Annotated in this window: 26 protein-coding genes; 10 read left to right on the top strand and 16 right to left on the bottom strand. The window is 76.2% G+C overall.

Going from position 1 to position 26,695, the window contains the following annotated elements; genetic code table 11:
* Positions 1-70 precede the first annotated feature (70 nt).
* A complete protein-coding gene (locus O2W17_RS16040) occupies positions 71-1,525 on the top strand; it encodes a hypothetical protein (RefSeq protein ID WP_269193439.1) in 1,455 nt (484 codons plus the stop codon).
* 10 nt (positions 1,526-1,535) lie between these two features.
* Here the strand turns inward: O2W17_RS16040 and O2W17_RS16035 are convergent, their stop codons facing one another.
* From O2W17_RS16035 to O2W17_RS16010, 6 genes are all read right to left on the bottom strand, one after another.
* Positions 1,536-2,207 (bottom strand): glycosyltransferase, encoded by a 672-nt coding sequence (locus tag O2W17_RS16035; RefSeq protein WP_269193438.1) that lies wholly within the window; start codon positions 2,205-2,207, stop codon positions 1,536-1,538.
* Positions 2,208-2,233: 26 nt separating this feature from the next.
* Complete coding sequence (locus tag O2W17_RS16030) at positions 2,234-3,085, bottom strand: NAD-dependent epimerase/dehydratase family protein (protein WP_269193437.1); 852 nt, start codon at positions 3,083-3,085, stop codon at positions 2,234-2,236.
* Complete coding sequence (locus tag O2W17_RS16025) at positions 3,082-3,885, bottom strand: aldolase (protein ID WP_269193436.1); 804 nt, start codon at positions 3,883-3,885, stop codon at positions 3,082-3,084. Before O2W17_RS16025 ends, O2W17_RS16030 begins: the two co-directional genes overlap by 4 nt.
* A gap of 57 nt (positions 3,886-3,942) precedes the next feature.
* Positions 3,943-5,016 (bottom strand): ABC transporter ATP-binding protein, encoded by a 1,074-nt coding sequence (locus tag O2W17_RS16020; RefSeq protein WP_269193435.1) that lies wholly within the window; start codon positions 5,014-5,016, stop codon positions 3,943-3,945.
* Positions 5,013-6,410 (bottom strand): ABC transporter permease, encoded by a 1,398-nt coding sequence (locus O2W17_RS16015; RefSeq protein ID WP_269193434.1) that lies wholly within the window; start codon positions 6,408-6,410, stop codon positions 5,013-5,015. Before O2W17_RS16015 ends, O2W17_RS16020 begins: the two co-directional genes overlap by 4 nt.
* A gap of 212 nt (positions 6,411-6,622) precedes the next feature.
* Positions 6,623-7,633, bottom strand: a complete 1,011-nt coding sequence (locus O2W17_RS16010; protein WP_269193433.1) for an iron ABC transporter substrate-binding protein — start codon at positions 7,631-7,633, stop codon at positions 6,623-6,625.
* Positions 7,634-7,670: 37 nt separating this feature from the next.
* Between O2W17_RS16010 and O2W17_RS16005 the strand changes: the two genes are divergently transcribed.
* Positions 7,671-8,075, top strand: coding sequence for a hypothetical protein (locus O2W17_RS16005; RefSeq protein WP_269193432.1), 405 nt, complete (start codon positions 7,671-7,673; stop codon positions 8,073-8,075).
* Positions 8,076-8,125: 50 nt separating this feature from the next.
* Positions 8,126-8,845: a hypothetical protein gene (locus tag O2W17_RS16000; RefSeq protein ID WP_269193431.1), complete on the top strand. Its 720-nt coding sequence runs from the start codon at positions 8,126-8,128 to the stop codon at positions 8,843-8,845.
* Between the two features lie 61 nt (positions 8,846-8,906).
* On the opposite strand, the gene O2W17_RS15995 is transcribed toward O2W17_RS16000, so the two are convergent.
* The gene (locus tag O2W17_RS15995) at positions 8,907-9,386 is read right to left on the bottom strand and encodes a hypothetical protein (RefSeq protein ID WP_269193430.1); all 480 of its coding nucleotides are present in this window, start codon (positions 9,384-9,386) and stop codon (positions 8,907-8,909) included.
* A 185-nt stretch (positions 9,387-9,571) separates the two neighbouring features.
* On the opposite strand from O2W17_RS15995, the gene O2W17_RS15990 reads away from it, so the two are divergent.
* On the top strand, positions 9,572-9,955 hold the full coding sequence (locus O2W17_RS15990) for a PaaI family thioesterase (RefSeq protein WP_269193429.1): 384 nt from the start codon (positions 9,572-9,574) through the stop codon (positions 9,953-9,955).
* A 14-nt stretch (positions 9,956-9,969) separates the two neighbouring features.
* On the opposite strand, the gene O2W17_RS15985 is transcribed toward O2W17_RS15990, so the two are convergent.
* Positions 9,970-10,197 (bottom strand): hypothetical protein, encoded by a 228-nt coding sequence (locus O2W17_RS15985; protein ID WP_269193428.1) that lies wholly within the window; start codon positions 10,195-10,197, stop codon positions 9,970-9,972.
* A gap of 138 nt (positions 10,198-10,335) precedes the next feature.
* On the opposite strand from O2W17_RS15985, the gene O2W17_RS15980 reads away from it, so the two are divergent.
* Positions 10,336-10,617: a DUF427 domain-containing protein gene (locus O2W17_RS15980; RefSeq protein ID WP_269193427.1), complete on the top strand. Its 282-nt coding sequence runs from the start codon at positions 10,336-10,338 to the stop codon at positions 10,615-10,617.
* 6 nt (positions 10,618-10,623) lie between these two features.
* On the opposite strand, the gene O2W17_RS15975 is transcribed toward O2W17_RS15980, so the two are convergent.
* From O2W17_RS15975 to O2W17_RS15960, 4 genes are all read right to left on the bottom strand, one after another.
* A complete protein-coding gene (locus tag O2W17_RS15975; RefSeq protein WP_269193426.1) occupies positions 10,624-11,034 on the bottom strand; it encodes a hypothetical protein in 411 nt (136 codons plus the stop codon).
* Positions 11,035-11,172: 138 nt separating this feature from the next.
* A complete protein-coding gene (locus tag O2W17_RS15970) occupies positions 11,173-12,144 on the bottom strand; it encodes a ferritin-like domain-containing protein (RefSeq protein WP_269193425.1) in 972 nt (323 codons plus the stop codon).
* A gap of 138 nt (positions 12,145-12,282) precedes the next feature.
* On the bottom strand, positions 12,283-12,495 hold the full coding sequence (locus O2W17_RS15965; RefSeq protein ID WP_269193424.1) for a hypothetical protein: 213 nt from the start codon (positions 12,493-12,495) through the stop codon (positions 12,283-12,285).
* A gap of 135 nt (positions 12,496-12,630) precedes the next feature.
* A complete protein-coding gene (locus O2W17_RS15960; RefSeq protein WP_269193423.1) occupies positions 12,631-13,422 on the bottom strand; it encodes an enoyl-CoA hydratase/isomerase family protein in 792 nt (263 codons plus the stop codon).
* A gap of 187 nt (positions 13,423-13,609) precedes the next feature.
* Between O2W17_RS15960 and O2W17_RS15955 the strand changes: the two genes are divergently transcribed.
* Together O2W17_RS15955 and O2W17_RS15950 are read left to right on the top strand one after the other, a co-directional pair.
* Positions 13,610-19,546 carry a DUF4011 domain-containing protein gene (locus O2W17_RS15955; RefSeq protein WP_269193422.1) on the top strand — a complete coding sequence of 1,979 codons (5,937 nt, stop codon included), beginning with the start codon at positions 13,610-13,612 and terminating at the stop codon, positions 19,544-19,546.
* 85 nt (positions 19,547-19,631) lie between these two features.
* Entirely contained in the window at positions 19,632-19,958 is a 327-nt protein-coding gene (locus O2W17_RS15950) for a hypothetical protein (protein ID WP_269194390.1), read from the top strand.
* 15 nt (positions 19,959-19,973) lie between these two features.
* On the opposite strand, the gene O2W17_RS15945 is transcribed toward O2W17_RS15950, so the two are convergent.
* The 3 genes from O2W17_RS15945 to O2W17_RS15935 all read right to left on the bottom strand — a co-directional run bounded on the left by O2W17_RS15945 (position 19,974) and on the right by O2W17_RS15935 (position 23,788).
* Positions 19,974-21,065 (bottom strand): DUF3048 domain-containing protein, encoded by a 1,092-nt coding sequence (locus O2W17_RS15945; RefSeq protein ID WP_269193421.1) that lies wholly within the window; start codon positions 21,063-21,065, stop codon positions 19,974-19,976.
* Between the two features lie 130 nt (positions 21,066-21,195).
* Positions 21,196-23,415 carry a SpoIIE family protein phosphatase gene (locus O2W17_RS15940; RefSeq protein WP_269193420.1) on the bottom strand — a complete coding sequence of 740 codons (2,220 nt, stop codon included), beginning with the start codon at positions 23,413-23,415 and terminating at the stop codon, positions 21,196-21,198.
* A gap of 10 nt (positions 23,416-23,425) precedes the next feature.
* Positions 23,426-23,788: an STAS domain-containing protein gene (locus tag O2W17_RS15935; RefSeq protein WP_269193419.1), complete on the bottom strand. Its 363-nt coding sequence runs from the start codon at positions 23,786-23,788 to the stop codon at positions 23,426-23,428.
* A gap of 73 nt (positions 23,789-23,861) precedes the next feature.
* Between O2W17_RS15935 and O2W17_RS15930 the strand changes: the two genes are divergently transcribed.
* Positions 23,862-24,293, top strand: a complete 432-nt coding sequence (locus O2W17_RS15930; protein ID WP_269193418.1) for an ATP-binding protein — start codon at positions 23,862-23,864, stop codon at positions 24,291-24,293.
* A gap of 5 nt (positions 24,294-24,298) precedes the next feature.
* Here the strand turns inward: O2W17_RS15930 and O2W17_RS15925 are convergent, their stop codons facing one another.
* Positions 24,299-24,838, bottom strand: a complete 540-nt coding sequence (locus O2W17_RS15925; protein WP_269193417.1) for a hypothetical protein — start codon at positions 24,836-24,838, stop codon at positions 24,299-24,301.
* 122 nt (positions 24,839-24,960) lie between these two features.
* On the opposite strand from O2W17_RS15925, the gene ilvA reads away from it, so the two are divergent.
* Both ilvA and O2W17_RS15915 read left to right on the top strand, forming a co-directional pair.
* On the top strand, positions 24,961-26,247 hold the full coding sequence (gene ilvA / locus O2W17_RS15920; protein ID WP_269193416.1) for a threonine ammonia-lyase IlvA: 1,287 nt from the start codon (positions 24,961-24,963) through the stop codon (positions 26,245-26,247).
* Between the two features lie 47 nt (positions 26,248-26,294).
* Positions 26,295-26,678 carry a VOC family protein gene (locus tag O2W17_RS15915; RefSeq protein ID WP_269193415.1) on the top strand — a complete coding sequence of 128 codons (384 nt, stop codon included), beginning with the start codon at positions 26,295-26,297 and terminating at the stop codon, positions 26,676-26,678.
* Positions 26,679-26,695: the final 17 nt, after the last annotated feature.

Genomic DNA, 26,695 nt, shown 5'->3' with positions numbered 1-26,695 from the left:
GGGGCCGCTCCCACCGGCCGGTCCCCGCCGCCGCGCCGGGACGTCGCACAGGGTCGCCTAACCTGCAGGGGTGACGACGGCGACGGAGGTGCCCCCGGCCGCCGCCTCCCCGAGCCGCCCGGACGGGGACGCCGTAGCGCCGGCGCGCTGGTCGCCGGTGGAGCTGCTGCCCGCGGCGCTCGTCGCCCTCCTCGGCGGCTGGCTGCTGCTCCCAGGCCACGGCCTCTGGTTCGACGAGCTCTTCACCGCCGAGGTGGCGCGCCTGCCGCTGGGCGACATCCTCACCGCGATCGCCAGCGGCGAGGGCACCGCCAGCTACCTGGCCGGCGTGCCGCCGTCCTACAACGCCCCCTACTACCTCGTCACGTACCTGTGGACCTCCGTGCCGGGCCTGGGCGGGGACACCTCCCTCCGCGTCCTCTCCCTCCTGGCGACGGCGGGCGGGCTCTCGCTGACCACCCGGGCGCTGACCCGCCTCGCCGGCCGGGGCACCGGCGTGCTGGCCGGGCTGGTGCTGGGTGCCAACCCGCTGGTCCTGGAGCAGTCCGTCGAGGCCCGTAGCTACGGCCTGGCCGTCCTGGCCACCGGCGCCACGGCGCTCGGGCTGGTCCGCTGGCTGCAGTCCCCGCCGCGCGGCCTGCTGCTGTTCGGCCTGGCGGGGGCGGGCATGGGCCTGGCGCACTGGTACGCGGTCACCGTGCTCGCCTCCTTCGTCGTCGCCGCGGTGCTGCTCCGGGGACGGCGGGCGTTCCCGGTCGTCCTCACCGGTGCGCTGGCCGCCCTGCCGGCCGTGGGCTTCGTGGGCCTCGCCGTCCTGAACGGGACGGGTGCGCGGAACGCCGAGCACCTGCGCGACACCGGCGGCCGGCTGGTCGCGCTCGCCGCCGAGGCGTGGGCGGGCGGGCGGACCCCGCTCCTCTACGTGGCGCTGGGGCTGGCCGTGGTGGGGGCGTTCCGCGCGACCGGCGCCCGCGTGGTCGGCGCGTGCTGGCTGGTCGTGCCGCTGCTGCTCCTGGTGGCCGCCGAGCTGGTGCGGCCGGTCTTCCTGCCCCGCTACCTGCTGGCGGGACTGCTCGGCCTGGGCGTGCTCGCCGCGGCCGGCGCGATGGCGCTGCCGCGGCCGGCGCGGGTCCCGGTGGCGGCGCTGCTGCTGGGCTGCTCCCTGCTGGCCTCCGCGCCGCTCGCCGACCGCGGCCCGCGCGAGCGGGCCGACGACCTGGTCGCGGTCCTGGCCGAGGTGCACCGGCCCGGCGAGCCGGTCGTCGCCGCCGACCAGCGGTCGGCCACCGGTCTCGACCACTACGTGCGGACCCTGGCGCCCCGGCTGCGGCCGGACGTCGTCCTCCCCCCGGACGACGCACCCGCGGGCGAGGACCGGGTCTGGGTGGTGCGCCGGCTCCTCGGCGGGGAGCCCGAACCCACCGACGACGACGCGATCCTCCGGTCGGCCGGCCTCCGGATGGCCGACCAGTACGAGTTCCCGGCGGGCAAGACCGACCTCGTCCTCCAGCTCTGGACCCGCTGACCGCACGCGGTCAGCGGCGTGCCCGCACCGCCCAGTACAGCGACCGCAGCGACTGCCGCACCCGGGCCCGCGCGGTCCAGGCCGACCGGCCCACCGGGCGCCGGTCCCGGACGACGGGCACGCTCGACACGGCCCGGCCGGAGCCGCCGACGGCGAGGACGACGCTGGGTGCCCCCCGCTCCCGCACGGCGGCCACGACCTCGGCCCGCACCGCCGGCCCCATGGCCAGGAAGGCCCCGGCGTCCGGGGGCAGCCCGGTCAGCCGGCCCGCCACGCGGCGGTGCAGCGTGCCGGTGAGCCGCCGCAGCGGCGACTCGTAGCGGCCCCGCCGCCCGGCGAACACCGCCGCCACGTCGCCGGCGGCCAGCCGGTCCAGCAGCAGCGGCACCGCCTCCGGCGGGTCCTGCAGGTCGGCGTCCAGGCACACCCACGCGTCGGCGGCCGCCTCGTCGGCGAGCCCGCGGGCCAGTGCGGCGTGCTGCCCGACGTTGACCGTCAGCCCGGTCACCGCGATCCGGTGGTCCCGGGCGGCGAGGTCGCGCGCCACGGCGAGGCTGTCGTCCGGCGAGGCGTCGACGACCAGCCGGAGCCGCCACGGCCGGCCGGCGAGCGCCGCCCCCAGCCGGTCGGCGAGCTCCCGCAGCGTCGCCTCGTTCCCGTGCACCGGGACGACGACCGCCACCCGAGGAGCCGTCCCGCCACCGCCGGTCACCCGGCTGCCCAGGTCCGGGCCAGGCCGTCGGCGAGGTCGACCGTCGGCGTCCAGCCCAGCAGCCGTCGGGCCCGCGCCGGGTCGCAGACCCAGTCGGCGGTGTCCCAGCCGCGCCCGGGGTGCGCCCCCGGTGCGGTCGCGATCGGGCGGCCGGTCACCCGCTCGGCGGTGGCCACGAGCTCCTCGGTGCTGGTCTGGACGCCGGTGCCGATGTTGAGCACGACGCCGGGGGGCAGCCCGTCGTCGACCGCGGCGCGGACGCAGGCGTCGACGACGTCGCCCACCCACACCCAGTCCCGCCGGCTCAGCCGCGCCGGCAGCGCCACCGTGCCGCCGGTGCGGGCAGCGGCCATGACCACCGGGACCAGGCGGGTGGGGTGGTCGCCGGGCCCGTAGACCTGGAAGGCGCGCAGCACGGCGGCCCGGACCCCGCGCTCGGCCGCCGTCGCCTGCAGCAGCAGCGAGCCGGCGGCCTTGGTGGCGCCGAAGAAGCCGCGCGGCTCCAGGGCGGCGTCCTCGGTCAGCGGGTGCGCCGCCGCGGCGTACTCGGTCGAGGAGCCCAGCCGGACGACGGCACGGCAGCGGTCGGGCAGCGCGTCGACCAGCCACGGGCTGGTGTTGACGGCCGTCGTGGCGGCGCGCTCGGCGGGCGTGGCCCTGGACCGGCCGGCGGCGAGGGCGAAGACGACGTCGGGGTCGGCGTCCCGGACCGCGGCCGCGCCGGCGACGGGGTCGGCCAGGTCGACGTCGCGGCGGGTCAGCCCGGTGACGTGCCAGCCGTCCCGCTCCAGCCGCTCGGCCAGGTGCCGGCCGACGAACCCGCCGGCGCCGGTCACGAGCGCCCTCACGCCGGCTGCGCCACCCGCACCGCGGTCTCCCGCCCGAGGGCCGTGACGGCGGCGACGAAGGCGCGGCGGTGCTCGGCGGCGCGCTCGGCGCCGGCCCGGCGCAGCGCGTCGAGCCCGCCGAGCAGCCGGGGCACCTCCACGAAGGGGTCGCGCCCGGCCATGTCCGCGGTGAAGGCACGGCGCAGGAACGTGAACCGGGTGTCGATCCGGACCAGCTCCGCGGCCAGCAGGTCACCGGGGACGGGGAACCCCCGGCCGGGGAGCGTCAGGCCGCCCACCCCGAACTGCATGGCCACCTGCGCGCGCACCGCGTCGACCGTGCCGTCGACCAGCGGCCGGAACAGCTCGGTGGACCGGCGGTCGATGCGCAGGTCGTTGAGGCCGACGTAGACCCGCGAGAGCGGCCGCGCCGCGAGCGCCGCCACCCGGTCGACGGCGTCCTGGGTCTCGACCAGGATGCCGAGACCGCAGCGCCCGGCGACGAGGTCGAGGGTCCGGTCGACCTCCTCCGTGCCGCGCACCATGGGCAGCAGCAGCTCGTCGGCCCCGCGGTCGACCGCGTCGGCCACCTCGTCGGCGGTCCAGGGGCCGAAGCCGTTGATCCGGCAGAGCACGCGGCCCGGGGTCGCCGCGCGCATCCGCGACAGGTCCTCGGGGGTGTCCCCGTTGATCTGGGTCCCCTCGCCCGCCTGGCGCCGCAGCTTGCCGCGCCGCTCCCAGTCGACGACGACCCCGGCCGCGCCGGCGGCCACGACGTCGTGCCCCCACTGCGGGTCGACGGTGAAGAGGAACAGGTCCATGCGCGGTAGCTTAGGCTTTCCTAACCCGCGGCTCCGACCGGGTCACGGCGCGTCGGCTCAGACCGCCGGGCCGGCGACGACGGCGCGCGCGGCACGCCCGGTGGCGGGGAAGGTCAGCGCGGCGCCGGCCACCTCGATCGTGACCTCCTGCCCGACCGCGGGCAGCTCCGCCCCCTCCAGCCGTGCGGTCACCGTCCCGCCGTCGGGCAGGGCCAGCCAGACGCGGGAGTCGTGCCCGTAGAAGTCCACCTCGCGCACCCGCGCCCGGGCTCCCGCGCCGAGCGGCGGGCCGAGCCGCAGCTGCTCCGGCCGCAGCAGGACCCGGGCCGGCCCGTCGGCCACCGACCCGGTGACCGGGAGCGCGCCCAGGACGCAGTGCGCGCTGCCGTCCCGGATCTCGGCGTCGAGGACCACCGACTCGCCGACGAACGCGGCCACGTCGAGGTCGGCCGGGCGCCGGTAGAGCGTCCGCGGGTCGGTGAGCTGGACCAGCCGTCCGTCGCGCAGGACCGCCACCTGGTCGGCCGTCGACAGCGCCTCGGCCTGGTCGTGGGTCACCAGCACGGCGGTGGCACCGGCCGCGGTGAGCGCGGCGACGACGGCCCGCCGGGTCTCCTCCCGCAGCCCGGCGTCCAGGGAGGAGAACGGCTCGTCGAGCAGGACGAGCGCGGGCTCGGGGGCCAGCGCCCGGGCGAGGGCGACCCGCTGCTGCTGGCCGCCGGAGAGCTGGTGCGGCGACCGGTCGGCCAGCCCGGCGTCCAGGCCCACCAGGGCCAGCAGCTCCCGGACCCGTCCCCGGTCGGTGCGCAGCCGGCGGGGCAGGCCGAACGCGACGTTGCCGGCGACGCTCAGGTGCGGGAACAGCCCGCCCTCCTGCGGCACGAAGCCGATCCCCCGGCGGCGGGCGGGCACGCCGCGCCCGGCACCGGCCACGACGCGGTCGTCGAGGGCGACCGTCCCGCTGTCGGGGTCGTCGAAGCCGGCCACGAGCCGCAGCAGCGTCGTCTTGCCGCAGCCGGAGGGGCCGAGCAGGGCGGTGAGCCTCCCGGCCGGCACGTGCAGGTCCACCCCGGCGAGGACCGGGGTGGTGCCGAACGCCTTGGTGAGGCCGGTGACGGTGAGAGCGCTCATGCGGGAAGTCCTCGTCGGGTGTCGCGGGAGAGCAGCACGGTGGCCGGTGCGGAGAGCAGCACCATGACCACCGCGTACGGGGCGGCGGCCCCGTACTCGAGGGCGCTGCTGGCCGACCAGAACGCGGTGGCCAGCGTGGCCGTTCCCGTCGGGGCGAGCAGCAGCGTGGCGGTGAGCTCGGTGACCACCGCGAGGAAGACCAGGGCCGCGCCGGCGCCCAGGCCGGGCGCCAGCAGCGGCAGCGTGATCCGGCGCAGCCGGTCCACGCCGGCCGATCCGAGCGAGGCGGCGACGTCGTCGTAGAGCGGTGGGGACTGCTCGACGGCCGCGCGGACGGTCACGATGGCCCGGGGCAGGAAGAGGATCGCGTAGGCGGCCAGCAGCACCGGGACGGTCTGGTAGAGCCACGGGGTGGCCCGGAGGCTCAGCGTGACCAGGGCCAGCGCGACGACGATGCCGGGCAGCGAGCTGCCCAGGTAGGTGGCCCGCTCCAGGAGGGTCGCGACCCGCCCGCGGGCGCGGACCGCCAGCCACCCGGTCGGCACGGCCATGGCGGTGGTGACGGCGGCCGCGCCGGCGGCCAGGGCGAGCGTGCTGCCGGTCGTCGCGGCGAGGGCACCCCACTCGAGGCCGGCCGACGCGCCCCCGGCCAGCCAGTAGGCCAGCGCACCCAGCGGGACCAGCAGCGCCAGGCCGACGAGCCCGGCCAGCGCCAGCAGCACCGGCACGGTGAGCGCCCGCAGCTCCACCGGCCGGACCGGGCGGGCCGCGCCGCGCCCGCTGCCGGCGTAGCCGCGGTGGCCGCGCAGCCGGACCTCGGCCAGCAGCAGGAGCAGGCAGAGCAGGATCAGCACGCCGGCCAGCACGGTGGCCGCCGGGCCGTTGAAGGTGGCCCGGTACTGGTCGTAGATGGCGGTGGTGAAGGTCGGGTAGCGCAGCATCTGGAGCGCGCCGAACTCGGCCAGCACGTGCAGCGCCACGAGCAGGCTGCCGCCGAGCAGGGCCACGCGGAGCTGCGGCAGCTGCACCCGCCGGAAGACCGCCCAGCCGGACAGCCCCAGCCCGCGGGCCGTCTCCTCCAGCGCCGGGTCCAGGCCGCGGAACGCGGCGACCACGGGCAGGTAGACGAACGGGAAGTACGACAGCGACACGACCAGGAGCGCGCCCGCGTAGGTGTCCAGCCCCGGCAGCAGCGAGATCCAGGCGAAGCTGTTGACGAAGGCCGGCACCGCCAGCGGGGCCACCAGCAGCACGTGCCACAGGCGCCGTCCGGGGACCGAGGAGCGCGCCACCAGCCAGGCCGCGCCGACGCCCAGGACGGCGCAGACCGCGACCGTCCCCAGGGCCAGGCGGGTGGTGTTCCACAGCAGCTCGGCGACCCGCTGCCGGAACACCAGCTCGCGGATGCCCGACCAGCCGAGGTCGACGGTGTACCCCGCGATGTAGAGCAGCGGCAGGAGGGCCAGCGCGGCGACGCAGGCGGCCAGCGCGAGGGTGACCGGGGAGCGCCGCAGCGGTCGCCGGTCCCGGCCCGCGGACGCGCCGGAGCCCCGGGCCGCCGGCAGGGCCGGCGCTCCGGGGCTCGGGACGCGGAGCGCGGGAGGGGTCAGAGCAGGCCCACTTCCTGCATCAGCTCGGTGACCTGCGGGGCGTTGAGCGACCCCGGGTCGACGGCGGGGGCCTGCAGCTCCGCCAGCGGCGGCAGCGCGTCGGCGGAGGGGACGTCGGTGCCGACGGCGTACTCGAGGGCGCTGCTGTCGGCCAGCCGTTCCTGGGCCGCGCGGCTGGTGAGGTACTCGACCAGCTGCTGGGCCTGCTCGGGCTGGTCCGAGGAGGCGAGCACCCCGGCCCCCGAGGTGCTGAGGAAGGCGCCCGGGTCCTGGTTCCGGAAGTAGTGCAGCTCGGCGTCGTCACCGATGAGCCCGTTCTGCGCCTGGTCGCGGAACCAGTAGTAGTGGTAGGTGATGCCGACCGGGACCTCGCCCTCGTCGACGGCCTTCATGATCGCGGTGTTGCTCGCGTAGATCTCGGCGTTCCGTTCCAGGCCGGCGAGCCACTCCCGGGTCGCCTCCTCGCCCTCCAGCTCCAGGACGGCGCTGACGATCGCCTGGAAGTCGGCGCCGCCGGCCGCGATGGCGACGCGGCCCTCCCACGCGGGGTCGGCCAGGTCGAGCATCGAGGCGGGGAGCTCGCCCTCGGCGATCTCCGCCGGGTTGTAGATCAGCGCGGTCGAGCGCGCGGCGAAACCGACCCAGTTGCCCGAGGACGGCCGGTACTGCTCCCCGACCTGCGACAGCGTCCCCTCCGCCAGCGGCGCGAGCAGCCCGGCCTCGTCCACGGCGGAGATGGCGGGGCTGTTCTCGGTGAGGAAGACATCGGCCGGCGAGGCCTCGCCCTCCTCGACGAGCTGGTTGGCCAGCTCCGAGTCGTTGGCGTCGCGGAACTCCAGCTCGATGCCGGTCTCCGCGGTGAAGTCCTCGAGCATCGTGCGGACCAGGCTCTCGTGCTGGGCGCTGTACACGGTGAGCGTGTCGGCGTCCGAGCCGCAGGCGGCCAGCGACGCCGCGAGGGTGAAGGTGGAGACGACGCCGACGGTCGCGCGCCCGAGCCTGGTCACGTGGATCCTCCTGAAGATAGGCGAGGCACACCTAAGCATGCCCGAGCCCCGCCCCGACGAGCCGCCCACCCCGCGTGCCGTGCGCTACAACGGGGGCATGACCGCCCCCGGCTCCCCGGACGTGGCGGACCCGGCTCCCCGCGGCGACGCCGCGCTGCTGCGGGAGGTGGCCGACCGGCTGGAGGCGCTGGCGGCGCGGACCACCCCCGGCGACTGGCGCCTGGCCGGGCTGCTGGCCAGCCGGCCCGAGGTCGTCGCCTCCGGTCCGGACGGCGGCACCGAGCACGTCGCCGAGGCCCGCACCCGCAGCGCCGCGTGGATCGCCGCGCTCTCCCCCGCCGCCGCCGCTCCGCTGGCCGCCTGGCTCCGGGCGGCGGCCGACGGACCGGTGCCACCGGCCGCCGTCGCGGTCGCCCGGCAGCTGGCCGACCGCCTCCCCTGACGTCGGTGCCGCCCGGGGGATGCACCGGCCGATCTGGGTAGGCGCGGGGGATGCAGCAGCAACCCGCGCCCGGCGATCGCGCCCAGGATCCCGCCGAGGCCCCCGACGCCCCGGAGAAGGAGGGGCTCGCCCGGCGGCTGGACAAGCCGATGGGCGCGCTCGGGCTGGTGTTCGTCCTCGTCGTCCTCGGCCAGTCGCTGGCGCGGGAGACCTGGCTGGTGACCACGCTCAGCATCACCGGCTGGGTGCTGTGGGTGGTCTTCGTCGCCGAGTTCGCCCACCGGGCGTTCACCGCCCGCGACAAGCGGCGGTTCTGGACCCGCAACTGGTGGCAGCTGGTCTTCCTGGCGATCCCGTTCCTGCGGTTCGCCCGCGCGCTCACCCTGCTGCGGGCCGCGCGCGTCGGCGGCGTCGTCTCCGCCGCCGTCCGCGGGTCCCGGTCGGCGGGCCGGCTGCTCAGTGGGCGGATCGGCTGGCTGGGTGCGGTGACGGTCGTGGTGGTGCTGGCCGTGAGCCAGCTGCTCTACGTGCTGGGCGCCTACGACTCCTACGGCACGGCCCTCTACGACGCCGCGCTGGCCACCATCAGCGGTCAGCCGCTGACGGCCGAGGGCGGCCTGGCACGGGTCCTCGACATCGCCCTGGCCACCTACTCGGTAGCGGTGTTCGCCACCGTGGCCGGCGCGCTCGGGGCCTACTACCTCGACCGCCGCGAGACCGAGCGCCGCGACACCGGGGAGCGGGCCGGGGCGGTTGCGCCGGGCGCCTGAGGGCCCCGGTACGACGGGTGCCCCGCCGGCGGACCGGCGGGGCACCCGTGCGTGGCGACGGTCAGACCGGCTCGGCGCAGTAGACGGTGCCGGGCTCCTCGCGGTCGTCACCGACCCAGATGGCGTTCAGCGCCTCGGGGAACTGGGCGCAGACGATCGTCTCCGGTTTCGCGAACTCGGTGTAGTCGATCTCCTGCCCGTCCGCCCCGACGATCCGGGCCTCGGCCTCGGCGGAGTCGCAGTCCACGACCTCGATCCCCGAGCCGACGGGGTTCTGCACGCAGTCACCGACCTCGGGCTCGGCCGCCCCCAGCACGTCGAAGAGCAGCCCGACCACGACGAACGCGACCAGGATCCCCGCGACGGCGAGCAGGGCCCTCCTCGCGCCGCCGCCCCTCTCCTCCGGCTGCTTCCCGGGGGTGGTCCCGACGGGCGGGGGCACCCACCCGCCGGCCGGCTGACCGGGCTGCTGACCGGAGGGACCGGGCTCACCGGCGCCGGGCTGCCCCTCGGGCGTGCCGTCGGGTCCGGGGTGGCTCATGGAAGCTCCTGTGCGTCGCGGGGCGTCGTGCGTCGCCGGGAATCCTTTCGCACGCCGCCCTCGTCGCCGGTGCCCCGGACCGGACCGCCCACCGAAGGTGTGCACCCGGGCGCCCCGCGGGCCCCCGGCCGCCCCGGTCCCGGGGCCGGCGCGTGCGCCCGTCCCGGCAGGGGTAGGGCCGGGCGATGAGCGATGACGCACGCACGGGTGGGTTCGCCGGCCGGCTGGGGGCGCACCCCGAGTCGGCCGAGGACGGTTCGGCGCGGATGACCTTCGAGGTGACCGACGAGCACCTCAACCCGGCCGGCACCCTGCACGGTGGCGTCCTGGCCACCCTGGTGGACACCGCCATGGGCCTGGCGGTGCGCACCACCACCGACGAGGGCGAGGTGCCCGCCACCAGCCAGCTCACGGTCACCTACCTGCGACCGGGCACGCCCGGGTCGCTGGAGGTGACCGCCCGCCTGCGCACCCGCGGTGAGCACCTCACGATCTGCGAGGCCGACGTCGAGCAGGAGGGCAAGGCCCTCGCCCACGCGGTCGCGACGTTCGCGCTGCTGGAGCGCTGACCGCGGGCGCCCGCTCACAACGCCGCGGGCGCCTCCACGACGACGGCTGCTGCGCCCTCGTTGTCGTAGACGTCGCTGTCGTCCTCGGCCCCGCTCCGCGCGACGACGAGGATGTAGGTGAAGATCGCGGCCAGGGCCAGCAGGATCCCGAGCGGGATCAGGATGCGGCCCAACCGACGGCCCTTGGGCGTCGCACCCTCGTTCGCCGGGTCCTGCTCGCGATCGTCGTGGGGGTGCGCCATCGGTGCGGCCTCCTGGGTCCGGACGGGGAGGCGACCGGGCGGTCGCCTCCCGCTCCATGCCCCGCGAGGTCGGGAGCCACGCTCCGGCTCCGGCATCTCCGGGCGGCGCGGGAGGCCGCCGGCGAGGACCATCGGGGCATGACCACCGCCACCTGGAACGGCACCGTCATCGCCGAGTCCGACGACATCGTCACCGTCGAGGGGAACGCGTACTTCCCTCGGGACGCCGTCCGCGACGACGTCCTGCGCCCCTCGGACACGCACTCCGTCTGCCCGTGGAAGGGCACCGCCTCGTACTACACCCTGGAGGTCGACGGCCAGGTCAACCGGGACGCCGCCTGGATCTACCCGGAGCCGAAGGACGCCGCCCGCGAGATCACCGGGCGGGTCGCCTTCTGGAAGGGCGTCGAGGTGCGCTGACCGAGGTCACCCGCCGGGGCGGCTGCCGGCCAGCTCGCGGGCCGACGCGGCGGCGTCGGCGTCGAGCTGGCGGGCGACGGACTCGTTGAAGGAGTCCCAGGCCTGCTGCGGCGCCACGCCCAGGGCGGCGGCGATCTGCTCCCAGTCCGCGCCGCCGCGCAGCGCGGCCCGGATGCCGACCAGCTGGCTGTCGTGCGCCTTCCGCGCCACGACCTCGCCGAGGGCCAGCAGCTCCAGCGACTCGTCGACGTCGAGCTGGGTCCCGGTGTCGCGCAGGGCGGCCCACGAGTCGGGATCGGTGTCCTGGACGGTGTTCAGCGCGGTGTCGCCGTTGTCGCGGCGGCTGAGGAAGTCCAGCCGGGTCGCGGCCGTCGTCAGCGAGAACTCCGCCTCGAGGACCTCGGGTGTGATGCTCATGGATACGAGCTTCCCCCTCGCCGTCGGCGCGCCAAACCCGGCTCCGGCGCGATCTCGCACACGCGGAGGGCCCGCACCCCCCGTGGGGATGCGGGCCCTCCGCGTGCGTTGACCCCCCGGCTCGGGGTCGGAGCGCGATCAGCTGTCGACGCCGACCGCTTCCTTGGCCAGGGCGGCGAACTGGGTCTGCGCGGCGCTGACCACGTTCGCCCGGTTCTTGTGGGTCTCCTCGTAGCGGATGACCACGTTGAGGTCGTGCGGGGTCTTCAGCTGCTTGATCGCCTTGATGGCGTCCTGGTTCGTCAGCGAGTCGAAGTTCTTGATGGGCAGCTCGTCGGCGTTGACGTCGCCGAGCTCCTCGCGGGCGTCGCGGGCGGTCTGGGCGGCGTCCTTGTTGCCCTCGCGCTGCGCGATCCGCTCGGCGCGGCGCAGCGAGGCGGCGCGGCCGACCGTGAAGGTCTCGCGGACGGCGTCGCCGAGCGCGGACGCGCGGTCACCTGCGGCGGAGACGCGCTCGGAGGTCTCCTCGCCGGCGTGGCGCACCGAGTCGACGGCGTTGTTCACCGTGTTGGCCCAGAAGCGGACCGGCGCGTTGACGGCGCGGGCGACGCCACCGGCCACCTTCTGCACCGGGGTGGGCTGCAGGGCGGCGGGGCCACCGAGAGCCTCCTCGGCGAGGACCACGGTCAGCCACTCGACGGTGACCTTGTGGGCGTCGATGAGCTTCTCGGCCAGCCGCTGGGTCGTGGTCTGACCGGCGGTCTGCGCGAGCACCTTGAGGTAGGTGGCGCGGTCGAGCAGCTGGTGCTCGAGCTGCAGGTCGCTGAGGAGGGCCTCCTCGAGCGGGGTGGCCTGCTCGAAGGTCGCCTTGAGGACCGCGGAGAGCCGGCCGACGGCCGGGGTGACGACGTCCGGCACGCCACCGAGCGAGCGCAGCTGCTCGGTGATCTCGATGCTGCGGGCGGCCGCGTTGTCGGCGTTCTCGGTGAGCTCCCGGCGGACGGCGTCGGTGCGGGCCTGGGAGATGCGGGTGCGCGCGACCTGCTCCTCGGTCTGCGTCAGCAGGACGAGGGCGCGCAGCTGGTTGATCATCTTGGTGTTGTCGCTCATGGGGGTTCCGCTCCAGAGATCGGGGATGATCTGTCGCTCCATTACATGCCCCGCACACCCGGAGTGCTAACTCCTGCAAGCATATTGCTAGCAGTGAGCCTGGTCACCCGTCCGGGTGACCAGGCTCAGTCTCACGTTTCAGCCGACCTCGGCCGGCACCGTCTCGGGCGCCCGGCGGGGGCGGACGGCGAAGCGCAGCACCGGCTGCGTCATGTCGTCGGTGACCTCGTACGGCGGGCGCGGGGCGAGCCGGACCGGGCGGGGCGGCAGCAGGGACGGCGGCATGGTCTTGCCGCAGCCGACGCAGAAACGGCCTCGCTGGTGCACGGCTCCGCAGTGCGCACAGTTCATGACGACTCCTCGACGCTCTTCGACACGGACAAGCGGACCCTGGCAGCCAGGCGTCGCCCCGCGGAAGCCGATCGGGCGGGAGTGACGAGCCGTTACCCGACTGTCATGAACGGGCGGGTTCCGTATCGGTGACGGTCAGCGCCCGGTCCAGCGGGGGGCCCGCTTCTCCAGGCGGGCCGCGATGCCCTCCTTGCGGTCCTCGCTGAGGTAGGGGTTGGGCCCGACGTCGAGGCGCAGGCCCTGCCAGAGCGGCAGCTCCAGGGCCTTGACGGCGGTCTCCTTCATCCGGCGCACGGAGACGGGGGCGTTGGCGGCGATCCGGTCGGCCAGCGCCAGCGCCGTCGGCAGCACCTCGTCGGCCGCCACCAGCCGGTTGAGCAGCCCCCACCGCTGCGCCTCGGTCGCGTCGAGCCGGTCGCCGGTGAACAGCAGCTCCAGCGCGATGCCCACCGGGATGCGCTTGGGTAGCACGACCGAGCCGAAGTTGGCCCCCATGCCGATCGCCGCCTCGGGCAGCGCGAAGTGCACCGCCGGCGAGGCGATCCGCAGGTCGCAGGCGAGCGCCAGCTCGAAGCCACCGGCCACGGCGGGCCCGTTGAGGGCGGCGACCACCGGCACCGGCACCTCGGTGACCACCTCGAACACCGCCCGGGCGGTCCGGTTCATCGGCGGGCGGAACCGCTCCCCCCGCTCGTCGGCCGCGCGGATCTCCTTCAGGTCGAAGCCCGCGCAGAACGCCGGGCCGGTGCCGGTGAGCACCACGGCGCGGACGCCGTCCTCGACGACCCGCAGGAACTGCTCGACCAGGTCGGCCTGCAGCTCGGTGGAGAGCGCGTTGCGCCGCTCGGGCCGGTCGAGGGTCAGCACCCGGGCGTGCCCGCGGTCCTCGACGACCAGGCCGGATTCGTGCCGCTGCGCATCGCTCATCCCTGCAACCTGCGTCGCCGCCGCCCGGTCGGCAACCCGGGCCCCTGGGCAGGACACCGCGCTACCGGAACCGGCCGCGGCACGGCGCCGTGCGATCCCGGGCAACGATCGGCCGCACCCGTCACACCCGCCACACCCGTCGGGGACCATGGGCGGACCAGTCCGTCCGACCCGGTAGACAGGTGCCATGGAGACCACTGCCGACATCGAGCTCGGTGATGTCGTCGCGCCGTCGGCCGCCGTCTCCATCGACCTCACCTCGACCCCGGTGCTCAGCTACGCGCTGGCGCACAACCGCCTGCCGGTCGTCTCCCGGCTGGCGCTGACCGCCGACCGGACCCTGCGCGGGGTGACCGTGCGCCTGTCGGTGCGCGACGCCGAGGGCCCGATCGCGCACGCCGTCGAGCTGCTGGCCGACGTCGACGCCGGCCGCACCACCGTGCTCACCGGCATCGGCCTGGTGATGGACCCCGCCGCGATGCTGCACGTCGAGGAGCAGCGACCCGGCGTGGTCGACGTCGAGGTCGAGCTCGACGGCGAGCTGCTCGGCGAGACCACCGCCCCGGTCCAGGTGCTCGCGGCCAACCAGTGGCTGGCCACCCCCCTGCCGCTGGCGCTGGAGATGCTCGCCGCGCACGTCATGCCCAACCACCCGGCGGTCACCGGGCTGGTGGCCGAGGCCGCCGAGCTGCTGGAGCAGCGGACCGGCAGCGGCGCGATGGTCGGCTACGCGGCCACCGCCGAGCGGGTGGACGAGGTCGTGCAGGCGCTCGCCGAGGCCCTCCGGCGCCGGGGCATCCGCTACTCCGAGCCGCCGGCCAGCTGGGCCGACCTCGGCCAGCAGGTCCGCTCGCCCGGCGACGTCCTCACCTGGCGGGTGGCCACCCCGCTGGACACCGCCGTCGTCCTGGCCGCGGCGCTGGAGCAGGCCGGCATCCGGCCGCTGCTGTGGCTGGCCGACGGCACCGGCGGGCGGCCGGCCGGGGCGCACGCGTTCCTCGGCTACTGGCGGGAGGAGCGCAGCTCGGAGAGCGCGGCCACCACCGACGCCGCGCCACTGGTCAACCTGGTCGACCTCGGGTTGATCGGTCTGGTGGAGACGACGCTGCTCACCGGCGCCGGCCGCCCGGACGAGGACCTGCACCGCCCCGCGTACGCGGAGTGGCTCACCGGCGAGCTCGAGCGCCTCCTCGGCGTCACCGACGTCCACCGCGCGCGGCGCGACGGCATCCTCCCCCTCCCCGCCCGCGCCCGGACGCCGGAGGGGCTGCTGCAGGTCGTCGAGTACCGGCCGGCCGAGCACAGCGCGCCGGCGTTCCCGGCCGGGCCCGCGCCGGTGCACCTGCCCAGCCGTCCCGAGGCGCCGCCGCGGGTGCAGCAGTGGAAGAACGCGCTGCTCGACCTGAGCCTGCGGAACCGGCTGATCAACTACAGCGAGCGCTCCGGCCTGCCGCTGACCGTCCCGGACACCGCGCTGCCGATCCTGGACAACTTCGTGCACGACGGCACCCCGCTCACCCTGCTGCCCGGCGACCAGCTCGCCGCTGTCCAGCAGGAGCGCGGGCTCACCAGCGCCCGGGAGCTGCCCGCCGAGCAGCTGACCGAGCTGCTGGTGGAGCGGCGCGAGGTGCACGCCGACGTCACCTCCGGCGGCTACCTGCCGCGCCTGCGCAACATCGCCTACCGCGCGAAGACGGTGCAGGAGGAGACCGGCGCCAACAACCTCTACCTGGCCATGGGCTCGCTGGTCTGGGAGCTCGACGGGCGGCCGCTGCGCTCCCCGCTGCTGCTGGTGCCGGTCGTCCTCACCCCGGTCGGGCGCACCGGCTCCTACCGGCTGGCGCTGGACGAGTCGGGTGCGAGCACCCCCAACTACTGCCTGCTGGAGAAGCTGCGCCAGCTGCACGGCCTGGTGATCCCGGCGCTGAGCGACACCGCGGAGAGCACCCCCGAGCTGGAGCGGGCCCTGGAGGCCGTGCGGGTCGGCCTGGTCGGCCACGGCCTGCCCTACCGGGTCGAGGCGACGGCGGACCTGGCGATCCTGCAGTTCGCCAAGTACCGGCTCTGGAAGGACCTCGACGAGCACTGGGGCGACTTCACCGGCAACCCGCTGGTGCACCACCTGGTGCACGAGCCGACCGAGCCGTTCGTGGACCCGGCCCGCGGCTCGGCCGCGCACGTCGACCTCGACGAGCTGGCCGGCGAGCTGCCCGTGGCCGCCGACGCCTCGCAGCTGCGGGCGATCGCCGAGGCGGGCGCCGGGCGCACCTTCGTCCTCGAGGGCCCGCCCGGCACCGGCAAGTCCCAGACCATCACCAACCTGCTCACCCGGGCGGTCGCCGACGGCAAGCGGGTGCTGTTCGTGGCGGAGAAGCGGGCCGCGCTGGACGTCGTCGCCCGGCGGCTGGACGCGGTCGGGATGGGCATGTTCGCCCTCGACCTGCACGACAAGGGGTCCCGCGCCTCGATGGTGCGGGCGCAGGTCCGGCTGGCGCTGGAGCACGCCGTCGCCGTCGACGAGCAGGGCCTGGCCGCCGACTCCGAGACGCTGCGCTCGGCCCGCCGCCAGCTGGCCCGCTACGCCGACCGGCTGCACACCGAGAACGCCGCCGGCCTGTCGCTCTACACCGCCCGCACCGCCGAGCTGAGCGCCGGCACCGACGTGCGGCCGCTGCCGGTCCCGCTGCCGTTCGTCGCGAACGCCCCGGCCGAGGTGCTGACCTCGGTCCGCCGGGCACTCGCGCTGCTGCCCGACATCGCCGACCTCACCCGCCCCTCGCCGCGGCACCCGTGGGCGTTCGTCGACTCGCCGGAGATCGACCTGCCCGCGGCCCGCGAGGCGGCGTCGGCCGTCGACACGGCGGTCCGCGAGCTGGCCGGCCTCTCCGAGCTCGGCGGGGTGCTGCGGCACGCGCGCACGCCCGAGGACCTCGACGCGCTGGTGCACCTGCTGTCGGGCCCGCCGATCGGCCTGGACGTGCTGGACGAGACGTTCAGCGGTCGGTGGACGACGGCGTCCGGCGCGGTCCTCGGCGAGGTGGCGGCGTTCGCCGCCTTCCGGCACCCGGGCCTGGACGTCGCCACCCCCGAGGTCCTCGGCCTGCCCCTGGCGGAGATCTACGTGTCCGCGCAGACGGCGGCCGCGTCGGGCTGGTGGGGGCGTCGGCGCCGGCTGACCGCCGTCCGCGACCAGCTGGCCACCTGCCTGCGGCCGGGCGCGAAGGTCCGGCCCCGGGACGTCGCCCCGCTGGTGGAGAACCTCTGGCGGGTGCAGACGGCGGTCTCCGCCATCGCCGGCCGGGTGAACTCCGTGCCCGGCCTCTCCGCCCCCGCGAGCTGGAACCCCTTCATCGACCCCGGCCTGCTCGAGCGCGAGGTCGAGTGGCTGCGCCGCGCCGGCACCGCCGTCGACGGGTCGTCGGCCTTCCACGTCGCGCTGCGCAAGCTGATCGTCGCCGGGATGCCGGCGGCACCGGCGACCGCGGCCGCGGTCGCCCGGCTGCGGGACGCGGTGACCGCGATGCTCCAGGTCTGCCGCAGCTCCTCCGACCAGCTCGCCACCTGGGCCGGGGACGACGGCTTCGTGCTGCGCTGGTCGATGACCCGCCCGGAGCGCGGGGTCGAGGGCACGGTGCTGATGTCGCTGCGCCGCTGGGTGTCCTTCCTCGACACCCTGGAGCCGCTGCGCTACGCGGGCCTCTTCGACGCCCGGACGCTGCTGATCACCGGCGCTGTCGCCGCCGACGACGCGGTGCGCGCCCTGGACCGCGGGCTGGCGGAGGCATCGGTCGCGGAGCGGCTGGACGCCACCGGCCTGGACTGCTTCGACGACGAGGCCCACGAGCGCGCGATCGCCCGCTTCACCGCCGCCTCGCGGGCGGTCCGCGAGCACCTGACCCAGGCGCTGCCGGCCGCGGTGCTGGGCGCCCGCCCGTTCGACGCCGCGATGGGCACCGGCCAGGTCGGCGCCCTGCAGCGGGAGCTGGCCAAGCAGCGGCGCGGGCTCGGCGTCCGGCAGCTGCTGGCGCAGTACGGGGAGCTGATCACCGCGGTGATGCCGTGCGTGCTCGTGTCCCCGGACTCGGTGGCCCGGTTCTTCCCCGCGGAGGCCGGCCAGTTCGACCTCGTGGTCTTCGACGAGGCCTCGCAGATCCGGGTGGCCGACGCCGTCGGTGCGCTGGGCCGGGCGAAGGCCGCCGTCGTCGTCGGCGACTCCCGGCAGATGCCGCCGACGTCGTTCCTGGAGCCGACCCCGGCGACGTCGGAGGACTCGGTGGAGGTCGTGGAGACCGCGGTCGAGGACGAGGAGTCGATCCTCAGCGAGTGCGTGCAGGCGCGGGTGCCCCGTCACTGGCTGTCCTGGCACTACCGCAGCCAGGACGAGTCGCTCATCGCGTTCTCCAACGCGCAGTACTACGAGAACCGGCTGTCGTCGTTCCCGGCGCCGGTGCACGGCCGGTCCTCGGCCGAGCCCGACGGCCGCGGTGTCTCCTTGGTGCGGGTGCCCGGCACCTTCCACCGTTCGGGCGCCGGCCGGCTGCTGCGCACCAACCCGGTCGAGGCGAAGGCGATCGTCGCCGAGATCCGCCGGCGCTTCGACGCGGTGTCCAGGTGGGACGGCATGGACGTCGTGCCCTCGATCGGCGTGGTCACCTTCAACGCCCAGCAGCGCTCCTACATCGAGGCGCTGCTGCGCGACGCCGACGACGACCGGCTGTCGGCCGCGCTGGACCGCACCGACGGCGAGGGCCTGTTCGTCAAGAACCTGGAGAACGTGCAGGGCGACGAGCGCGACGTCGTCTTCTTCTCCACCGGCTTCTCCCCCGCTGCCGACGGCACGCTGCCGCTGAACTTCGGCCCGCTCAACCGCCAGGGCGGCGAGCGGCGGCTCAACGTGGCGATCACCCGCGCGCGCCGCCAGGTCGTCGTCTTCTCCTCGTTCGACCCGGCGCAGCTGCGGGCCGAGGAGACCTCCTCGGTCGGCATCAAGCACCTGCGCGCCTACCTGGACATGGCCGAGCAGGGCACCGACGTGCTGCCGCGCTCGCCGCGGTCGGCCGCCGTCGTCGACCGGCACCGGGAGCAGATCGCCGCCGCACTGCGCGAGCGCGGGCTGGTCGTCCGCACCGACGTCGGGCTCTCGGAGTTCCGCGTCGACCTGTCGGTGAGCCGGGCCGCCGACCCGGAGAGCCCCCTGGTGGCGGTGCTGCTGGACGGGCCGGCGTGGGCGCGGCGCGGCACGGTGGGCGACCGCGACGCGGTGCCGGTCGAGGTGCTCGGCGACCTGCTCCGCTGGCCGGTCGTGGAGCGCGTCTGGCTGCCCACGTGGCTGGCCGGTCCCGCTGCCGTCGTCGACCGGCTGGTCGCCGCGGTGGACGCCGCTCCGGTCTCCTCCGCCCCGCTGCCCCAGCCGCTGCAGCTGCCGACGGCGGCCGTGGAGTCGTTCAAGGGCGTCGCCGCGCTGCGCTCGTCGGTGACGTCGATGGCCGTGCCGGCGACCCCCGCCCGCCCGGCGCCGAAGGCGACCGCCGCGGCGAAGGCGGCCGCCGCGGCGAAGCCGGCCGGCCCGGCGTCGCTGGAGGGCGAGACGCCCTTCGCGCCGTGGATCCCGAAGACCGCCGGTGAGAAGTCGGTGCTCGACGAGCTGCCCGGCGCCAAGGCCGCGCGCGCGGTGCGCCGGGTGCTGACCGCCGGCATCAAGGCGGAGGGGCCGATCCACGTCGACCGGCTGGCCAAGCTGACGGTGGGTGCGTTCGGGCTCAACCGTGCCACCGAGGCGCGCAAGCAGGTGCTGCTGTCGCTGCTGCCGCCGTCGGCCGTCGACGGCGACCACCTGTGGCCCGAAGGCGTCGACCGTGCCACGTGGACGGGGTTCCGCCGGCAGGTGTCGAGCACCGACCGGCCGCTCGAGCACGTGGCACCGGAGGAGCTGGCGAACGCGATGGCGGCGCTGTGCCGGGCCGCCGCGGGGATGCAGCGCGACGAGCTGCTGACCGCCACCGCCACGGTCTTCGGCTACAAGCGCCGGGCCGCGTCGGTGACCCCGGTGCTGGAGAAGGCGCTCGCCGCGGCCCTCGACGCCGGCCGCCTCACCGAGCAGCCCAGCGGACTGCTCACCGGCTGACCCGGACGAGGGGTTCAGCCCGGAACAGGATCGGCCGTTCACCTCCCTGCAGGGATCCCGAGCAGAGGAGAGAGCAGTGCGCATCATGTGCCGGGCCACGGTGCCCGCCACGGAGAGCCAGGTCGTCGCCTCCGTCCAGGAGACGCTGGACCGCCGGGGCTCCATGGCCCACGCCCCGGTCAGCCTGGCGGTGCCCGACGCGGTCGCCCTGGGCATCGCCGGCTTCTTCGTCAGCAGCACCGACTCCGGGCGCCTGCTGGAGCGGTTCTTCCGCGGCGGCGACGTCGACAGCGCCGCCCTGCTCGAGGCCGTGGCCTTCGAGCAGGGCTACGCCTCGGCCGAGCAGCACTCCGCGCTGCACTGCCTCGCGGGGTGGGTGCGGGCGCGGGTGCACGACCGCGACGCCGCCTGACCTCGCGGCGTCGGGTCAGCCGACGACGACCGACCCGTTCCGGTTGGGCACCAGCTCGATCCAGGTGGTGCCGGGCGCCAGGGGAACCGGGCTGCCGTCGGCGGCGGTGAGGGTGACCGGCGCGCCGACCGCCGGCTTCGCCCAGGTGGCGGCCAGCGCCTTCCCGCCGGTGGCCACCAGGGCGTCGCCGCCGCCGACCACCACCGTCTCGGGCACCGGGTTGCCGGCCGGGTCCAGCGCGCCGGTGTTCACCACGTCGACCCGCAGGACGACGACGTTGGTGGCCCGGATCGGCGTGCCGTCGGCCTCCACGGCGGGGATGCCGGCCTCGGCACGGACCCAGCGGCCGTCGGGCGGGCTCCACGTCCAGCGCGGGTGGCTGATGCCCGAGAGCGTCAGGTCCACGAACCCGGCTGGGGCGCCGGCGACCACGGCGCCGGCCTGCTCGGGCGCGGCGGCCATGGCGAACTGGGGCGGCGGGGGCGCCGCGTGCGCGGCGTCGGCCTGGGCCAGGAGGGCGTGCGGGTCGGCGTACATGTTGTGCGGCGCCCGCCGGCTGCTCAGGCGGGAGAAGCCGGCGGCACCGGCGTCGTGGCTGAGCACCTGCAGCCCGGCCGCGGCCACGGCGTCGACGTACGCCCGCTGCCCGCCGGAGAAGGCGAAGAGCCCGCCCAGCGGCGCGGCGATCGCCGGGTCCATGGGCCGCACCGAGCGCACCGGCCCGATCTCCCCCGGCACGGTGGAGTGGTAGACGGCGACGTAGCGGGGAATGCCGCCCTCGACGACCTGCTCCCACACCAGGTCGGCGGCGTTCAGGCCGGTCTGCGGCCGGGCGGTGACGGAGTTCTCGATCTTGACCGCCAGAGCCGGGTGGCCGATGGCCGCGCCGGCGCTGTCCACCCCGGTGAGCGGCCACAGCACCGGCGGGGGCGGCGGAGGCGGCGGCGGCGGGGTGGTCGTCGGCGTGGCGGCGGCCGGGACCGGCGCCGGGCCGGTGGCGCAGCCGGCCAGCGGGGCGGCCAGCGCGGTGGCCACGAGCAGCGCGGCGCCGAGCCGGCGGACGCGGCGGCCGGCGGCGCGCCGGACCGGCTGGGCTGTGGTGGTCACGTGCACGCTCCCGTCCGGGCCGGTGCAGGTCCCGGGCGGGGCCGCCCGCCGACGCTAGGACCGGCCGGTGCCGCGCCCCGGGCCGCCGCACCGGCGGCCGCCGCATCGTGCTGCGGCCGTTATCCGGCGCTCAGGTGCGGGCGATGCCGAGCAGCGTCACGTCGTCGGTGCGCGGCGGGTCCAGCGCACCGAGCACGGCGTCGAGCAGGGCCTGCGGTGCCACCGGCCCGGCGGCGACGGCGTCCCGCAGCTCCGCCATCCCGGCGGCCAGGCCACCGGCGCCGCGCTCGACGAGCCCGTCGCTGAACAGCAGCAGGCGGTCGGCACCGGCGAGGGTCAGCCGGATCTCGCGGTATCCGGCGACGTCGAGCAGCCCCAGCGCCGGCCCGCGCCCCTCGTGCAGGTAGCTCGCACCCCCCGCCGAGGCGTGCAGCACCGGCAGGTGGCCGGCGTTGGCCACGACGACCTCGCCGGTCGCCGGGTCCAGCTCGGCGACGACGGCGGTGGCCAGCTCGCCGGGCAGCAGCGCCCCGATGACCTCGTTGAGCCCGTCCAGCGCGGCGCCCGGGCCGGACGCGCGCAGCAGGTGGGCGCGCAGCGCGTGCCGGAGCTGGGCGGTGATCGCCGCGGCGGCGAGGCCGTGGCCGGCGACGTCGCCCAGCACGATCGACACCCGGCCGCCGGGCAGCGGCACGAGGTCGTACCAGTCGCCGCCGACGACGTCGTCCTCGCTGGGCCGGTACCGGGCGGCGAGCTCCACGCCGGGCACCTTCGGCAGCTGGTCGAGCAGCAGGGTGCGCTGCAGCGCGGTGGCCAGGCGGTCGTCCTCCGCGGCCTGGTCGACCCTCGTCCGGGTGAGCAGGGCGGCCAGGGCGCGGGCGGCGGACGCCTCGTGCGCCCGCCAGGGCCGCGAGGTCTCGCGGACGGTCTCGCTCCAGGCGTCGAAGGACCGCCGGGGGCTCAGCCGCGGGCCGGCGTCGGTCTGCGCCGTCTTCGAGGTGTACGGGTTGCCGCCCCAGGTGATCTCGCGGAGCGTCTCCGGCCGGAACCAGGCGACGAAGTCGCCCCGGCCGCCGGCCACCTCCGCGGCGAGCACCCCGCTGGCGGTGGCGGCGAGGTCGGCCGCCTCCGGCACGGCCCGGCTGACGGCGTCGGTGACGGGGACCCCGGCGTCGAGCAGCGCGCGGACGAGCGGGACCACCCGCTCTGCCGGCGGGGTGCTGCCGAGCAGGTGCAGCTCGCCGCCCAGCCGGACGGCGGCACCGGCCGCGGGGAGCAGGTCCAGCGCGGTGGTCCCGCCGCCGGTGAGCGCCGCGGCCAGCGCCCGCGGGTTGCTGCCGACGGCGGCGGCGAGCTCGGCCTGCCGCTGGGCGACCTCGACCACCCCGCTCTGCTCGTCGGCCGACACCAGCGTGGGCAGCAGCAGCGAGGCGGTGCGGCCGAGGAACTCCGCGGCGGTGCGGTCGGGGTAGGAGGGCCGGTGCGGACCCGCGTAGTGGTGGCAGGCGACGAGGCCCCACAGCCGGCCGCGGTCGATCAGCGAGATCGACATCGAGGCGGCCACGCCCATGTTGGCCAGGTACTCCAGGTGCACCGGGGAGACGCTGCGCAGCATGGCGCCGGCGAGGTCCAGCGGGCGGCCGGTCGCAGGGGTCACCGCCGGCTCCAGCGGCACCCGCGCGTACCCGGCGTCGGGGATCAGCCGCATCCAGTTGGTGGTGTACAGCGCGCGGGCCTGGGCCGGGATGTCGCCGGCCGGGAACCAGAGCCCGAGGAAGGGCTCGAGGTCCGCGCGCCGGTCCTCGGCGATCACCTCGCCGTTCCAGCCGGCGTCGAAGCGGTAGACCATCACCCGGTCGAAGCCGGTCAGCGCCCGGACGTCGCGGGCCAGCGCGCCGGTCAGCTCCTCGAGCGTGGCGGCGGCGGAGAGCCGCTGGAGCACCGTGGGGAGGCGGCGGTGCCAGGCGGCCCCGGCCTGCTCCGCGCCCGGGACCGGCTCCCACTCGGCGACCAGCAGCCCGTCGGCCCGGTGCAGCACGACGTCGACGTCGGCACCGCCCACGCGGACCCGGAGCGGGTTGACCTCGGCGAGGTCGCCGCGGAGGCCGGCCCGCAGCCGGGCGGCGTCGTCCGGGGAGAGCAGCTCGCCCAGGGCGGCCCCGGCGACGGGGCGGCCGAAGAGGGCCGCGGCGTTCGCCGACGCGACGACGACCGCCAGATCGGGTTCGGCGGCCGCCAGCAGCACGCCGTGCGGCTGGACCGCGCCGGGGACGGCGATCGGCTCGTCGGCGCAGCGGGCCAGGGCCGCGGCGTCGACGGCGGTCGCGGGATCCGCCGGCCGGCTGGTCATCGCCGCGACGTCAGGTGGCGTCGTGGCCGGCGGCGATGCCGGGGATCTCGCCGGCCGAGTCCACGATCGGCACGACGGTGTCGAGCTGCAGCAGGTCGATCGGCAGCCGCACGGGCCGGTTCGCCCGCGGTGCGACGACGTGCAGCACGGTGCCGGCCGCGGCGGCCCTGCGGGTGATGGTGACGAGCGTGTGGGCGCCCGAGGAGTCCAGGAACACCGTGGGCGTCAGGTCGACGACGATGGCCGCCGGCGAGGAGGCCAGCAGCGCCTCGGCGGCGTCGGCGAGCTGCGGCGCCGTGGCGATGTCCAGCTCGCCCCGTACGGTGAGGGCCGGACGCCCGGCGATCGTCGAACGTTCCACGTCGAAGAGCACCCGTTCACCTCCCTCGCTGCGTCGTGCCGGCGTCCGAGGGTAGGCCACCGGGCAGGAGGGGCCTGAAACCGCCGTGAACATCGACTTCAGCGTGCGCCTGCCCACCGACGCGCACAGCGTGCCGCTGGTGCGCGGGCTGCTGCGCCAGGCGCTCGATCACCTGGCCGTCCCGCAGTCGGTCGTCGACGAGATCACGCTGGCGCTGACCGAGGCCTGCGCGAACGTCGTCGACCACGCCGCGGACCACGAGGCCTACCAGGTCGACGTCTCCATCGACGACGAGCTGTGCCGGATCAGCGTCCTCGACGACGGCCCGGGCTTCGACGCCGATTCGGCCACCGAGCCCGACGTCTCCCCGTTGGGCGACCGGGGCCGCGGGCTGGTGCTCATGCAGGCCCTGGTGGACCGGCTGCAGTTCGTCCAGGACGACGACGGCCGGCACCGGGTCACCTTCGAGAAGCGGCTGGTCACCCAGCCGCACCTGCGGCTGCTCGACCCTCGCTGACCCGCTCAGCCCCGCACCGGGATCGCGTGCGGCGCGACCAGTTCGGCCAGCGCCTGCCCCCACCGGCGCGCCCGCTCCTCCTCCCCGTCGACGAGCGGGCCGGCGACGTCGGTGACCAGGAAGTGCTCGGCCGGTGCGGCCAGCGTCGCGCCCAGCCGGCGCAGCAGCGTCTCCTCGGTCCGGGCGGCGTGGTCCGGCTTCGTCAGCAGCGCCGGGGAGTCCATCCGGGTGTCGAAGGCGGCGGCGTCGATGCCGCGCGGCAGCTTCACCGAGTCGAGCCACTCGTGCAGCCCGAAGCCGGGGTCCGGGACGACGGCGAGGTGCCGCCGGGCCGCGTCCTCGCGGGGAGCCGGCCGGGGCATGCCGAAGGCGTGCGCCGGCCCGCCCACCACGAGCAGCCGCACGTCGGCCGACACCAGGGTGGGCGCCTCGCGCGCGCACGCGACGTCGACCGGCAGCCGGGTGCAGAGCCCGTGCGCCACCGCCATCGCGATCAGCTTCGCGTCGCCGAACACCGACTCGTAGACGACCAGGGCTCCGGCCATGGACCGTTCACCGCCTCGCGCTGCTTCCGGGCCGACGACGGTAGGCCCGGAACGGCGGTCGTGGGGCAGATCACGGCGCGATCGTCGACCTGCCGGTCCCCCGGCCGGCCGCGTCGTCGACGATGGGCCGTGTGAGCACCACGCCCGGCGACGACGCGCTGACCGACGACTTCACCGCCCAGGTGCGCGACGCCGTCCGCCGGCTCGACGGCGTGGCCGAGCGGACGCCGCTGCAGCGCAACGCCCGGCTGTCCGGGCTGACCGGCGCCGACGTGTGGCTCAAGCGGGAGGACCTGCAGGTCGGCCGCTCCTACAAGATCCGCGGTGCGTACACGACCATCAGCCGGCTGGACGACGCCGCGCGGTCCGCCGGGGTGGTCTGCGCCAGCGCCGGCAACCACGGCCAGGGCGTCGCCTACGCCTGCCGGGCGCTGCAGGTGCGCGGCCGGGTGTTCGTACCGGGCACCACCCCGCGGCAGAAACGGGAGCGGATCGCGGTGCTCGGCGGCGACATGGTGGAGCTCGTCGTCACCGGCGACTCCTACGACGAGGCGGCGGCCGCGGCCATCGAGTCCGCCCGGACGACCGGCGCGACGCTGGTGCCGGCCTTCGACGCGCCGTCGACGGTGGCCGGGCAGGCGACGGTCGCCGTCGAGATCCTCGAGCAGCTCGGCTGCGCGCCCGACGTCGTCGTCCTGCCGGTCGGTGGCGGCGGCCTGCTCGCCGGCGCGGGCACCTGGCTGCGGCTGCACTCCCCCACCACCCGGCTGGTCGGCGCCGAGCCGGCCGGCGCGGCCAACATGGCGGCCGCCCTGGCGGCCGGGGAGCCGGTGGAGCTGCCCGAGATCGACACCTTCGTCGACGGCGCGGCGGTGCGCCGAGCGGGCACGGTCACCTACCCCCTGGTGCGCGACTCCGGCGCGGAGCTGCTCACCGTGCCCGAGGGGCAGATCTGCACCGAGATGCTCGACCTCTACCAGGCCGACGGCGTGATCGCCGAGCCCGCGGGGGCGCTCGCGACGGCCGCGCTGAGCGGCGGGCTGGTGAGCGTGCAGCCCGGGGAGACGGTGGTCTGCCTGCTGTCGGGCGGCAACAACGACGTGAGCCGGTACGCCGAGGTGGTCGAGCGCTCGCTGGTGCACCGGGGGCTCAAGCACTACTTCCTGGTCGAGTTCCCGCAGGAGCCCGGTGCCCTGCGCCGCTTCCTGGACGAGGTGCTCGGCCCCGACGACGACATCGTGCTGTTCGAGTACGTCAAGCGGGACAACCGGGAGACCGGCGCCGCGCTGACCGGCATCGAGCTGGGCCGCGCCGACGGGCTGCCGGAGCTGATGGCCCGGATCGACGCCAGCCCGCTGCGCATCCAGCTGCTGGCCCCGGGGACGACGGCCTACCGCTTCCTCGTCTAGGACTCCTCCGCCCGTCCGTGTCGGTGCCCGGGCGTAGCTTCCCGGGCATGAGCGGTGGAATCGCGATCACGTTGGGGGCGGTGAACGTCGAGTCCGACGCTCCGCGTGCGCTGGCGGCCTTCTGGGCCCAGCTGCTCGGCGGCACGGTCGAGGGCGATCACGACGGGTTCGCCTTCGTGGCCGCCCGGGAGCCGGGCGGCTTCGCCATGTTCTTCCAGGCGCGCTCGGACCCGCGTCCGGACCGTCAGGGCCAGCACCTCGACCTCACCGTGCCCTGGGGCACTCGTAACGCGGAGGTCGCCCGAGCCGTGAGCCTGGGAGCCACGCACCGGTGGGACGTGCTCGACGAGGTCCCGTGGGTGCAGTGGTCCACGCTGTCCGATCCGGAGGGCAACCTCTTCTGCATCGCGGAGCACCCACCGGCCCCCTGAGCACCGTTCCCCGAGGT

This window comes from Blastococcus sp. VKM Ac-2987 (assembly GCF_026967805.1).
Classification (GTDB): Bacteria; Actinomycetota; Actinomycetes; order Mycobacteriales; family Geodermatophilaceae; genus Blastococcus.
This window is presented reverse-complemented; position numbering and strand designations above follow the sequence as displayed.